This is a genomic window from Catenuloplanes niger (assembly GCF_031458255.1).
Lineage (GTDB): Bacteria > Actinomycetota > Actinomycetes > Mycobacteriales > Micromonosporaceae > Catenuloplanes > Catenuloplanes niger.
This window is the reverse complement of sequence record NZ_JAVDYC010000001.1, coordinates 5,783,522-5,795,928: the sequence shown is the minus strand read 5'-3', so window position 1 is coordinate 5,795,928 and position 12,407 is coordinate 5,783,522. Positions and strand designations below refer to the sequence as shown.

Here is a 12,407-nt window from a genome sequence, read left to right as displayed (position 1 = left end):
CGCGCGCGTCGTCGTAGGGGTCGAGGTGCGGCATCAGACCTCGAGGAGCTCGGCTTCCTTGTGCTTGACCAGCTCGTCGACCTGGGCCACGTACCGGTGGGTGAGGTCGTCCAGCTCCTTCTCGGCGCGGCGACCGTCATCCTCGCCGGCCTCGCCGTCCTTGACGATCCGGTCCAGCTCCTCCTTGGCGCGGCGGCGCACGTTACGCACCGCCACCTTGCCCTCCTCGGCCTTGCCGCGGGCGACCTTGACCATCTCGCGGCGGCGCTCCTCGGTCATCTGCGGCAGCAGGATGCGCAGCATCGAGCCCTCATTCGACGGGTTGACCCCGAGGTCCGAGTCGCGGATGGCCTTCTCCATGGCGCTCAGCTGGGAGGCGTCGTACGGCTTGATGATCGCCATCCGCGGCTCCGGGATGGCGACGGACGCCATCTGCGGAAGCGGCGTGGGCGTGCCGTAGTAGTCGATGACGATCCGGGAGAACATCGCCGGTGTGGCGCGACCGGTGCGGATGGAAGCCAGCTCGTCCTTGGCGTGCTCCACGGCACGCTCCATCTTTTCCTCGGCCTCGAGGAGCGTATCGTCGATCACCGCTCCGTCGCCTCCTCACTCCTGCTCGGCGGGTGCTGCGTCCAATACCCGGGGTCATCCACTGGTCCGGCAGGGCTGCTCGCCGCACGCGGCGCGGCGCCTCCCGTACCCCATCATGCTCTTCAATTTGATCTTGTGTTGCCCGCCCTAGGCGGTGATCAGGGTGCCGATCTTCTCGCCGCCCACGGCCTTGATGATCGTGTCCGGCCCCTCGGCGCCGAAGACCAGCATCGGCATCCCGTTGTCCATGCAGAGGCTGAACGCGGTCGCGTCGGCGACCCGCAGGCCCTGCTGCAGGGCCTCGGCGAACGTGACGAAGTCGAGCTTGGTGGCGGTCGGGTCGGTCCGCGGGTCCGCGGTGTAGACGCCGTCGACGCCGTTCTTGCTCATCAGGACCACGTCGGCGTTGATCTCCAGCGCGCGCTGGGCGGCCACGGTGTCCGTCGAGAAGTACGGCATGCCGGCGCCGGCCCCGAAGATCACGACGCGGCCCTTCTGCAGGTGCCGGATCGCGCGCAGCGGAATGTACGGCTCGGCGACCTGGGCCATCGTGATCGCGCTCTGCACGCGCGTCTCGACGCCCTCCTTCTCCAGGAAGTCCTGGAGCGCGAGCGCGTTCATCACGGTGCCGAGCATGCCCATGTAATCGGCCCGGTTGCGGTCCATGCCGCGCTTCTGCAGGTCGGCGCCGCGGAAGAAGTTGCCGCCGCCGACGACCACGGAGACCTGGACACCGCGCCGGACCACCGTGGCGATCTGCCGCGCGATGGCCGACACCACATCCGGGTCGACGCCGATGCTGCCGCCGCCGAAGACCTCGCCGGAGAGCTTCAGCACGACCCGCCGGGGCTTGCCGCCCGTCGGTGAGCCCGCCGCGTCCTCCACCGGAACGACCTGCTCGGTCACCACCGTCATGCGACCCGCCTTCCCTCAACCTGTTGTCTCTGACTTACCCGCCGGCGCTGCCACGCCGACACATGACCGTCGCGGTGTGCACCATATGCGACGAGGAGACCGCGGTGCCTGTCGCAGTACACCAACGGCCTCCTCGTGTCATGGCCTACGGCGCCGGCCTGCAAGCCGGCGCCGTGTCGTGCGTGAGCCCGGTATCAGGCCTGGCCGACCTCGAGCCGGACGAAGCGGGTGATCTCGATGCCCGCCTCGCCGAGAACCTGCTTCACGGTCTTCTTGCTGTCGGCGACCGAGGCCTGCTCGATCAGCACGGTGTCCTTGAAGAAGCCGTTGACCCGGCCCTCGACGATCTTCGGCAGCGCGGCCTCCGGCTTGCCCTCCTCGCGGGCGGTCTGCTCGGCGATCCGGCGCTCCGACTCGACGACGTCCGCCGGGACCTCGTCGCGGGTGACGTACTTCGGGCGCATGGCGGCGATCTGCATCGCGACGGCGCGCGCGTCCGCGTCGGCGGCCTCGTCGGACTTGCCGGTGTACTCCACCAGCACGCCGACGGCCGGCGGCAGGTCCTGCGCCTTGCGGTGCAGGTAGACGGCGGTGTTGCCGTCGAGAACGGCGAACCGGTTCACGACCAGCTTCTCACCGATCTTGGCGGAGAGCTCCTGGACGGCGGCGTCGACGGTGCGGCCGTCGGCCAGCGTGGAGGCCTTCAGGCCCTCCGCGTCGGTGACGCCGGCACCCGCGCCGTGCTCGACCAGCTCCTGCGCGAACGCGACGAAGTCGGCGTTCTTCGCGACGAAGTCGGTCTCACAGTTGATCTCGAGCAGCGCCTTGCCGGAGTGGGCGACGAGACCGTTGGCGGCGGTACGGCCGGCACGCTTGCCGACGTCCTTCGCGCCCTTGATGCGGAGCAGCTCGACGGCCTTGTCGAAGTCGCCCTCGGCCTCGGTCAGGGCCTTCTTGCTGTCCATCATGCCGGCGCCCGTGAGGTCGCGCAGCTTCTTGACGTCCGCGGCGGTGAAGTTGGACATGACTCTCTCTTCGATGTCTGTGTCGGCTGGCGGCAGGTGCGGTGCGGGCCGTCGCCGGCCCGCACCGCGTCGTGCTGCTTCTTGCTCGGCTTTACTCGGAGACGGCTTTACTCGGCGGCGGCCGGCGCCGGCTCGGCGGCCGGGGCCTCGGCGGGGGCAGCGGCGGCGGGAACCGTCGCGGCGGGCGCCTCGGCGTCGGCGGCCTTCTTCTCGCCGGACTCCAGCAGCTCACGCTCCCACTCGGCCAGCGGCTCGTCCGCGCCCACGGCGGTGCCCTGCGGCTTGTCGCCGCCACGGCCCGCGCGGCCGGAGCGAGCGATCAGACCGTCGGCGACCGCCGCGGCGACCACGCGGGTCAGCAGCTCGGCGGAGCGGATCGCGTCGTCGTTGCCCGGGATCGGGAAGTCGACCTCGTCCGGGTCGCAGTTGGTGTCCAGCACCGCGATGACCGGGATGCCCAGCTTGCGAGCCTCGTCGACCGCGATGTGCTCCTTCTTGGTGTCGACGACCCAGATCGCCGACGGCACCTTCTGCATGTCCCGGAGACCGCCCAGCGTCTTGGTGAGCTTGGTCTTCTCCCGGTAGAGCTGCAGGGTCTCCTTCTTGGTGTAACCCGCGGCGGTGCCGGTCAGGTCGCCCAGAGCCTCGAGCTCCTTCATCCGCTGCAGCCGCTTGTAGACCGTCTGGAAGTTGGTCAGCATGCCGCCCAGCCAGCGGTGGTTCACGTACGGCTGGCCGACCCGCGTCGCCTGCTCGGCGATGGCCTCCTGCGCCTGCTTCTTGGTGCCGACGAAGAGGATGCTGCCGCCCTCGGCGACGGTGTTCTTGATGTACTCGTACGCCTTCTCGATGTAGTCGAGCGTCTGGCGGAGGTCGATGATGTAGATGCCGTTGCGCTCGGTGAAGATGAAGCGCTTCATCTTCGGGTTCCAGCGACGGGTCTGGTGCCCGAAGTGCACGCCGCTCTCCAGCAGCTGGCGCATGCTGACTACAGCCATGGTGAAATGCTCCCTGCGTCGTCCCTGGTTGTGCCGCCGATGCCAGTCGGCTCGGCGCCTGGCGCCCGGTCGCCGGCCAGGGTGGGCCCGTCGCTTCTGCTTGCGCCGAGAACGGGACCAGGGAGGCCGGCGCCCCACGACGGGGAATCGATGATCACATTCCGTGATCATCGACCGCCGTGAAGAAGGCGCGCGAGGTCGACCGCCGGTGGCGGTCGCCGTGGACCAGCATACGCCGCTCCCGGGGTGCCGCCCCGGGAGGGCTCTCGTTTCCCGTTCTACCTGGCAGCGATCGCGGCCGCGAGGAGCAGGACGATCCCGAGCGGGAGGTACGCCAGCGGCGGGCGCCACCACGTGCGGTGATCGGCGGCGCGGCCGGTGGTCAGCAGCGCGTAGAGGCCGACGCCGGTGAGCGGCAGGCTGAGCGCCAGCGCGAGACCGCTGACCAGGTTGCCGGCCGCGGCGGTGCCGCCGGTGAACCCGTCCAGGAGCAGGCGCAGCGCCGGGATCTCCAGGAGCAGGGCGACCAGGCCGATGGGTACGGCGAGGATCGGCCGGCGGGTCGTGTAGACGCGCTCGCCGCCGGCCGGGGCGGAGTAGGGCGCGCCGCCGGCGGGCGCGTAGGGCGCGTCACCGGCGGGGACGTAGGGCGGCTCGCCGGGGGCCGGGCTGACCGGAATGTAGGGCGGCTCGCCGGCGGGCGGGATGAAGGCCGGGGCCGTGGGCGGGTGCGTGGCGCCGGGAATCAACGGGCTCGCGCCGGGGACCGCCGGTCCGGGGCTCACCGGTCCCGGGCTCGCCGCGGCGAGGTCCGGTGCGGCGGGGTCGGGGGCGGGTGGGCTCGCGGGCGGACGGCGCAGGGCGGCGCGGTCCAGGGCCTCGGTGCGGAACCGGGGGACGTCGCCGGTCAGCGGGTACGCCGCGGTGCGGCTCGCGTCCGGGGCCGTGACGCCGCTCACCTCCGGCGGCGCGGCGAACTCCGGGGCGGCCGGGGCCGCGGCGGTGGGCGTGACCACCGGAAGCGCCTCCAGGCCGCGCCCGGTGACGGCGTCGAGCTCGTAGCCGCGCTCCTGGCCGTGCCGCGACCGGGGCTCGGCCGTGTCCGGCGTCTCCGGCGTCCGGGTGCGTGGCACGTTCCAGTGGTCGCTGTACCCGGTCGGGTCGGTCAGCGGGTCCGAGGCGCGGCGGGGGCGGGTCGCCGCGCGGGGGTCGTCCGCGGGCTCGTCGGCGGCGGGGGTGCGCCAGTCGCCGTACCACTGCGGTTCTGGTTCATCTGCAAACCGACGTCCATCCACGGTCGGCACCGTATGTCACCGGAACTTCCGGGCGCTACTCCCCACGCGAGCGGGTACCACAACCACCGCGAGATCATCCGCGTTTCCACAGGCGGTTTCCCGCTCCACATCTCGATCATGAGCCGTTGCCCCCGCCCCCACCCCGCACCACGGTGAACCCATGACAACCACAACCCGCGCGGTCGGCGCCTACGGGGAACGAGTGGCACTGCGGCACCTGGTCGAGGCGGGGATGACCCCGGTCGCCCGCAACTGGCAGTGCGCCGACGGTGAGATCGACATCATCCTCTCCGACGGCGACGACGTCGTCTTCTGTGAGGTCAAGACGCGCCGGTCCACGACGTTCGGCGCGCCCGCCGAGGCCGTCGGCCGGCGCAAGCAGCAGCGGTTGCGGCGCGTCGCCTCGCACTGGCTCGCCGACGCACCCGGTCACGGTGGCCACGTCCGCTTCGACGTGGTCGCGGTGACCGCCCGGCGTCGTGGCGCGGCCTCGGTCGAGCACGTCCGAAGCGCGTTCTGACGGCCGCGATGAGCTACGCCAAGGTGTGCTGCGTCGGGCTGGTCGGCGTGGCGGGCCACCTGGTCGAGGTCGAGGTCGACATCGCGCCGGGCCTGCCCGGGGTCACGCTCACCGGCCTGCCCGACACCGCGCTCAACGAGGCTCGTGACCGGGTCCGCGCCGCGATCGTCAACTCCGGCGAGGAGTGGCCGAACCGGCGGCTCACCGTCAACCTCCTCCCCGCCACCCTGCCCAAGCGCGGCTCCGCCTTCGACCTGGCCATCGCGGCCGGCATCCTGGCGTGCGCCGGCGGGCTGCCACCGGTCGGCCTGGACGGCGTCGCGATCCTCGGTGAGCTGGGCCTCGACGGCACCGTGCGCCCGATCCGCGGCATCCTGCCGATGGTCGCCGCCGCCGCGCGGGCCGGTCTCACCCGCGCCGTCGTCCCGCTGCACAACGCGGACGAGGCGACCGTCGTCCCCGGCGTGGACGTCCGCGCGGTCGACACGCTGCAACGGCTGATCGGTTTCGTCCGCGGCTCGGGCACGCTGCTCCCGCCACCCGGCTCGCCCGGTCCCCCGGTGCCGCCCGGCCCGGACCTGGCCGACGTGGCCGGGCAGGCCGTCGGGCGCCGGGCCATCGAGGTCGCCGCCGCCGGCGCGCACCACCTCGCGCTCATCGGGCCACCCGGCGCCGGCAAGACCATGCTCGCCGAGCGCCTGCCGTCCGTGCTCCCCGAGCTGGACGACGAGGCCGCGCTGGAGGTCACCGCGGTGCACTCGATCGCCGGCACGCTGCCGCCCGGCGGCCGCCTCATCCGCCGACCGCCGTTCCAGGCCCCGCACCACACCGCCAGCCTGGCCTCGCTGGTCGGCGGCGGCTCCGGCCTGGCCCGTCCCGGCGCGCTGTCCCTGGCCCACCGCGGCGTGCTGTTCCTCGACGAGGCGCCGGAGTTCGCCGCGCGCGTGCTCGACTCGCTGCGCCAGCCACTGGAGTCCGGCCGGGTCACGCTCAACCGCACCGGCGGCACCACCGAATACCCCACCCGCGTGCAGCTGGTCATCGCGGCGAATCCGTGCCCGTGCGCGAAGCCCGCCGGGGACGCCGCCTGCGAGTGCACGCCGGTGGCCCGCCGTCGCTACCTCGGCCGGCTCTCCGGGCCCCTGCTCGACCGCCTCGACCTGCGCGTCCGGCTGCACCCGATGCGCGCGGCCGACCTGGTCGGCGCGGACACGCCGCGCGAGACCTCCGCCACGGTCGCCGCCCGGGTCGCCCAGGCCCGTGCCGCGGCCGCGGCACGCTGGTCCGCGCACGGCTGGCGCACCAACGCGGAGGTTCCCGGCGCCGCCCTGCGCCGGCCGCCCTGGCAGCTGCCCCGGCCGGACGTCGACCGCCTCCAGCGCGCGCTGGACAGCGGCTCGCTCACCGCCCGCGGCTTCGATCGCACGCTCCGATTGGCCTGGACCGTCGCCGACCTGGACGGTCTGGACCGGCCCGGGGCGGACGAGGTGGCCGAGGCCAGCCAGCTGCGCGCCGGGGAGCACGGATGAGCACGCGGGAGGACCGGCTGGCCCGGGTCGCGCTGAACTGGCTGCTCGAGCCCGGGCACCTGATCGGCTGGGAGATGGTCCAGGCACACGGTGCGCCCGAAGCGCTCTGGCGCATCCTGCACGACCCGTCCTGCCACTCCGGCACGCGGAACACGGCCGCCGCGCGCCTGCGGGCCGGTGACCCGCTGCGGACCGCCGAGGAGAAACTGGAGCGTGCGCAGCAGGTCGGAGCGCGGCTCGTCGTCCCCGGCGACGCCGAATGGCCCGACCAGGTCGCCGACCTGCGGACCATCGACCTGCGCGGCGGACCGCACCGGGTCGACCGGGACACCCGGCCGCCGCTGTGCCTGTGGGTCCGCGGGTCGCTGCCGCTCGCCGCGGCCCTCGCCCGCTCGGTCGCGGTCGTCGGCGCCCGCGCCGCCACGGAGTACGGGAACCGGCTGGCCACGGAGATCGGCTTCGACCTCGCGGGCCGGGGCTGGACCGTCGTCTCCGGCGGTGCGTACGGCATCGACGGTGCCGCACACCGCGCCGCGCTGCGGGCCGGCGGCGTCACCGTCGCGGTGCTCGCGTGCGGCGTCGACCGGCCCTACCCGGCCGGCAACACCGCGCTCTTCGAGCGCATCATCGACGGTGGCCTGCTGGTCAGCGAGTGGGCGCCGGGCGAGGATCCGCTGCGGCACCGCTTCCTGGTCCGCAACCGGCTGATCGCGGCCGCCACGCGCGGCACGGTCGTGGTCGAGGCCGCCGCCCGCAGCGGTGCCGTCCAGACGCTCGGCCGGGCGTGCGGCCTGCCCGGCCGGGTCGCCATGGCGGTGCCCGGCCCGGTCGGCTCCGCCATGTCCGTCGGCTGCCACGACGTGCTCCGCCACCAGCCCGGCACCCGCCTGGTCACCGGCGCCGCCGACATCCTGGAGGAGGTCGGCACCATCGGCGCCGACCTGGCGCCCCGCCCGCGCGGCGACGTCCGCGACCGTGACCGCCTCGACGACGAGTCCGCCCGCCTCCTGGAGGCGTTCCAGGCCGGCCGCGAGATCACGCCCGACCAGCTCTCCGCCCGGACCGGCATCGGCCCGCGCGCCACCCTCCGCCGTCTGGCCCTGCTCACCGAGCTCGGCCTCGTCACCGCACGCGACGGCGCCTACAAACTTGCCCGGCCGCGCCGTGGATCGCCATGACGGCCGCGCGCCGCGCGCGTGCCGAGTTGACGACCGGCGGTCCGGGGCGGACCGTCGACGGATGGGGAGCAGCGAGCCGCCGCGCACTCGCGCGACACAGGACGTGTACGAAGGCCTCCCGGCCGGGATGCGCACGATCGTCGACGAGTTCGCCCATCACGTGGCCACCGTCCAGGACCGCTCGGCACACACGGTGCGGGCCTACGTGGGCGACGTGGTCTCGCTGCTCGGTCACGCGGCCGCCGCCGGCTGTTCGACGATTGCCGACCTGGACATCGCCGAGCTGCGCAGCTGGCTGGCGACCCAGCGCGCGCACGGCGCCGCGCGCACCTCGATGGCCCGCCGGGCGGCGTCGGCCCGGGCGCTCACGGCCTGGGCACACCGAGCCGGCCACCTGGAGCACGACGTGGGTGCCCAACTGGCCAGCCCGCGGGCGCACCGCACGCTGCCCGGAGCACTCCGCGCGGACCAGGCGGCCGCGCTGGTCTCGTCCCCCGCCTCCGCATCGAGACAGGCCGGCCGCACGGCGGCCGGATCAACGGTGCCCGGTGCCACGCCCGGCCCCCGCCGGCCCGGGTCCGCAGTCGGACCTGCGGTCCCCGGCGCCGCTGCCGAGCCAACCGACTCCACCACCGCCACCGACTCCGGCGCCGCAGGCGAACCGGCGGCGCCAGCCACCACTGCCGAGCCAACCGGCTCCCGCGCCGCAGCCGCGCTGGGGATGCCCGGCGCCGCTGCCGAGCCAGCCGACTCCGGCACCGCAACCGGACCGGCGGTGCCCGGCGCCACTGCCGAGCCAGCCGCCTGCGGCACCGCAACCGGCTCCGGCGCCGCAGGCGAACCGGTGGCACCAAGCACCACTGCGGAGCCAGCCGACTCCGGCGCCGCAGTCGGCTCAGGTTCCGCAGCCAGCCCTGCGGTCGGATCGGTGGGCACCGGCCGGGTCTCGGGCGCTGCCGGAGGTGAAGCGGGCGCCGAGGCCGGCGGGACACCGCCCACACCCGTGGAGCTGCGCGACCGTCTCGTACTGGAGTTGCTCTACGCCACCGGCATCCGGGTCAGTGAGCTGTGCGGCCTCGACCTCTCCGATCTGGACCGCGCGCGCCGGCTGGTCCGGGTCCTCGGCAAGGGCAACCGGGAGCGCTCGGTCCCGTTCGGTGTACCGGCCGAGCGGGCGCTCGACGCCTATCTCCGTCTCGCGCGCCCCACCCTGGCCAGCGGGGACAGCGGACCGGCCCTGCTGCTCGGCGCGCGCGGAGGCCGCCTGCAGCCGACGATCGCGCGCCGGATCGTGGCGGCCTACGCGCGGGCCGAGCGGTTGCCGCACACGACGCCGCACGGGCTGCGCCATTCCGCCGCCACCCACCTGCTGGAGGGCGGTGCCGACCTTCGCTCGGTGCAGGAGCTGCTGGGGCACGCGTCGCTGGCGACCACGCAGATCTACACGCACGTGTCGGTCGAGCGGCTGCGTGCGGCGTACCGTCAGGCTCACCCCCGCGCCTGAAAAGCAGCGTCCGCGCCGCTGCGCCCCTTACGATCGACGGGTGGGCACTGGTGACGTACGGCCGCCGGACACAATCGCCGGTGCACGACTGCTCTTCTCACTGGATCCGGCCGTCTCCTACCTGAACCACGGCACGGTCGGCGTGACCCCGATCGCGGTGCAGCGCGCCCAGCAGCGTCTGCGCGACGAGGTCGAGCTCGATCCGATGCGGTTCTACACCCGGGGCCTGCGCGATCGGGTCGGGCACACCCGGCGGCACCTGGCGACGCAGTTCGGCGCGGACCCGGACGGCACCGCGCTGATCCCGAACACGACCGCCGGTGTCGCGATCGTGCTGCAGTCGATGGGCCTGCGGGCCGGCGACGAGATCCTGCTGACCGATCACGGCTACGGCTCGGTCGCGATCGCGGTGGCGCGGGAATGCCGCCGGACCGGTGCCGTGGCCCGCACCGTGGCGGTACCGCTGACCGCCGGCGACGGCGAGGTGGTGTCGCTGCTCCGGGCCGCGTTCACCGACCGCACCCGCCTGCTGATCGTGGACCAGGTCGCGTCCTCCACGGTGAAGCTGTTCCCGCTCGTGCCCATCGTGGAGGCCGCCCACCGCGCCAACGTGGCCGTGTTGGTCGACGGCGCCCACGCCCCCGGCATGCTGCCGCTGGCAGTCGACGGGATCGGCGCCGACTTCTGGGTCGGCAACCTGCACAAGTGGGCGTTCGCACCACGCTCGGTGGCGATGCTGACGGTGGCGCCGCGCTGGCGGGACCGCATCGAACCACTCGCCGTCTCCTGGGACCACGACGACGGATTTCCCGCGAACGTCGAGTCCCAGGGCACACTCGACTACAGCCCGTGGCTGTCCGCGCCGACCGGCCTCTTCGTGCTGCGCACCCTCGGTCACGACCGGGTCCGCGCCCACAACGCAGCATTGGCCGCCTACGGTCAGCGGGTGATCGGCGCCGCGCTCGGTCTCCGCCCCGCCGACCTGCCCGATCCCGGCGGCGCCGGCATCGCGATGCGCGTCGTGCCACTCCCGTCCGGCGTCGCCACGACGGACGCGGACGCGGTCGCCCTCCGCCACCGCATCGCGGACAAACTCGGCGCCGCAGTCGGCATCAACGCCTGGAATTCCCGCGGCTGGCTACGCATCTCCGCCCAGGTCTACAACCAGCCGGACGAATACGACCGCCTCGCCGCACGACTCCCCGCGCTGCTCACCGCCGGCAGCTGACCGAATGACATTCACTTTGCCCGCTTCCGGCGGGCCGATTTCCGCACACTCCCGCGGGCACCGGTCGTCGCTGGCGCTCCTCCCTGCACGATCCGTGGCCGCAAGACAAATCCGCACCCCACGCGCGAACGGCCCTTCTCCAACTCCTCCCGAACGACGCCGCCTCGACGATCCCGGCAGGCAGGCGACCGGAAACGTGCCCGGCACCGGCGTCGAAACCACCCTCCTTCGATTCCTCCGGTAACACCGCCCGAAAAACGAATCCAATCGTGCGCCACCTTCACGCGCTCTCCCACCCGGGCACACGGCACCACACCGGACCAGAGCACCCGTCACCGCAGCCGAACACCAAACCCACCATGTCCCCCGCCCCTGGACCAGGCCTCGCCCCGAACCACAGAACCGCCTAACCAGGCCAAGAAGCCGGTCCACGCTCAATTGCAGCGAAGGCACGATGGCACCTCAGCACGGCAACACGCTGGCGCGCCGACGTGCCGGCATTCAGTCGGCGCGGCAGCACTGCAGCGCGCCGGCACGCCAACACAGCGGCCCGGCAGCCCGGCGGCCCGGCGGCCCCGCGGCCCCGCGACGGCACAGGCCAGACCGGAGGACGCGGTAGTCAAGGCGAGCCGATAGCGACCGATGGCGAGCACGGCCAGCATCGTGCCGGTCCAGGTCGACGTCGCGACGGGCCGACGTCGGCTTGTCCCTGCTGGTTTGTGGCTTCGTTACTGGTCCAGTGTGAGCCGGGCTGCAGGTCTGCGGCGGGTTATCCACAGGCAGAAACTTTGTCCACAGATCCGAGAATCGGCATTCGGCGGGCGCACCGTTCACGCAATCCTCGGCTCATGCACCTCACCGCACTCCCCCTGGCCGTTCTCAGTCTGGCGGCACTCCTGCCGGCCGGCAGCGCGCCGCCTTCACGCTCCGTCACTCGCTCGACCGCACCGGTCTCGCAGGTCGCACCGACGCAGTTACCGGACACCAGATCGAGTCCGCCGGAGACACCATCGTCAACCGCACCTGCGGCAACCGCGCCTGCGGCAACCGCGCCACCTTCAGCCGGGCCACCGTCTGCCGGCGGCCCGACCCCGGCGACGTCGGGTCGCGGGCCGTCTACCGGCTCGTCCGCACAAGCCGGGGTCAGGTACAGCTGGCCGTTGAGCGGGCCGCCTCCGCAGATCGTCCGTCGCTTCGATCCGCCGCCACAGCGCTGGCTGCCCGGTCATCGCGGCGTGGATCTCGGCGCATCTCCCGGGACGATCGTTCGTTCCGCCGGAGCAGGCACGGTGCTCTTCGCCGGTCAGGTCGCGGGTCAAGGCGTGGTGAGTGTCGAGCATCCCGGCGGCTTGCGCACGACCTACCAGCCGGTGCACGTCGGCATCGCACGCGGCCAGCCCGTGACGGCCGGTACTCCCCTGGGCACGCTGGCCACCGGTCATCCCGGCTGTCCGGCTGCCGCCTGCCTGCACTGGGGTTTGCGCCGAGGTGCCGAGTACCTCGATCCCCTGCTGGTGCTCGGTCTCGGCCGAGCCCGCCTCCTGCCCCGGCAACCAAACCCTTGACCGCCGCAACCGACTGCCCAGGACACATCGCGCCGCAAGGGCCCACCACACCGCGCCGA

At 73.3% G+C, this 12,407-nt stretch carries 10 protein-coding genes and 2 pseudogenes; 7 read left to right on the top strand and 5 right to left on the bottom strand.

What is annotated here, in order from left to right; all coding sequences use genetic code 11:
• Window positions 1-33: 33 nt before the first annotated feature.
• The 5 genes from frr to J2S44_RS25780 all read right to left on the bottom strand — a co-directional run bounded on the left by frr (window position 34) and on the right by J2S44_RS25780 (window position 4,824).
• A complete protein-coding gene (gene frr, locus J2S44_RS25800) occupies window positions 34-591 on the bottom strand; it encodes a ribosome recycling factor (RefSeq protein WP_310418994.1) in 558 nt (185 codons plus the stop codon).
• A gap of 147 nt (window positions 592-738) precedes the next feature.
• Complete coding sequence (gene pyrH, locus J2S44_RS25795) at window positions 739-1,506, bottom strand: UMP kinase (protein ID WP_310418991.1); 768 nt, start codon at window positions 1,504-1,506, stop codon at window positions 739-741.
• Between the two features lie 194 nt (window positions 1,507-1,700).
• A complete protein-coding gene (gene tsf, locus J2S44_RS25790; RefSeq protein ID WP_310418988.1) occupies window positions 1,701-2,531 on the bottom strand; it encodes a translation elongation factor Ts in 831 nt (276 codons plus the stop codon).
• A 107-nt stretch (window positions 2,532-2,638) separates the two neighbouring features.
• On the bottom strand, window positions 2,639-3,529 hold the full coding sequence (rpsB, locus tag J2S44_RS25785) for a 30S ribosomal protein S2 (RefSeq protein WP_310418985.1): 891 nt from the start codon (window positions 3,527-3,529) through the stop codon (window positions 2,639-2,641).
• A gap of 278 nt (window positions 3,530-3,807) precedes the next feature.
• Complete coding sequence (locus J2S44_RS25780) at window positions 3,808-4,824, bottom strand: hypothetical protein (protein WP_310418982.1); 1,017 nt, start codon at window positions 4,822-4,824, stop codon at window positions 3,808-3,810.
• Window positions 4,825-4,984: 160 nt separating this feature from the next.
• On the opposite strand from J2S44_RS25780, the gene J2S44_RS25775 reads away from it, so the two are divergent.
• The 7 genes and pseudogenes from J2S44_RS25775 (at window position 4,985) to J2S44_RS25745 (ending at window position 12,348) form a co-directional block, all read left to right on the top strand.
• Window positions 4,985-5,344, top strand: coding sequence for a YraN family protein (locus J2S44_RS25775; protein ID WP_310418979.1), 360 nt, complete (start codon window positions 4,985-4,987; stop codon window positions 5,342-5,344).
• An 8-nt stretch (window positions 5,345-5,352) separates the two neighbouring features.
• The gene (locus J2S44_RS25770; RefSeq protein ID WP_310418976.1) at window positions 5,353-6,873 is read left to right on the top strand and encodes a YifB family Mg chelatase-like AAA ATPase; all 1,521 of its coding nucleotides are present in this window, start codon (window positions 5,353-5,355) and stop codon (window positions 6,871-6,873) included.
• A complete protein-coding gene (dprA, locus tag J2S44_RS25765) occupies window positions 6,870-8,051 on the top strand; it encodes a DNA-processing protein DprA (RefSeq protein WP_310418973.1) in 1,182 nt (393 codons plus the stop codon). The genes J2S44_RS25770 and dprA overlap by 4 nt, the downstream gene beginning before the upstream one ends.
• A 61-nt stretch (window positions 8,052-8,112) precedes the next feature.
• Window positions 8,113-8,382: pseudogene (locus J2S44_RS25760) on the top strand (site-specific integrase); the annotation flags it as partial.
• A gap of 669 nt (window positions 8,383-9,051) precedes the next feature.
• A pseudogene (locus tag J2S44_RS25755) lies at window positions 9,052-9,555 on the top strand (tyrosine-type recombinase/integrase); the annotation flags it as partial.
• A 40-nt stretch (window positions 9,556-9,595) separates the two neighbouring features.
• Window positions 9,596-10,783 (top strand): aminotransferase class V-fold PLP-dependent enzyme, encoded by a 1,188-nt coding sequence (locus tag J2S44_RS25750; protein WP_310418970.1) that lies wholly within the window; start codon window positions 9,596-9,598, stop codon window positions 10,781-10,783.
• 848 nt (window positions 10,784-11,631) lie between these two features.
• Window positions 11,632-12,348: a murein hydrolase activator EnvC family protein gene (locus J2S44_RS25745; protein ID WP_310418968.1), complete on the top strand. Its 717-nt coding sequence runs from the start codon at window positions 11,632-11,634 to the stop codon at window positions 12,346-12,348.
• The last annotated feature ends 59 nt before the right edge of the window (window positions 12,349-12,407 follow it).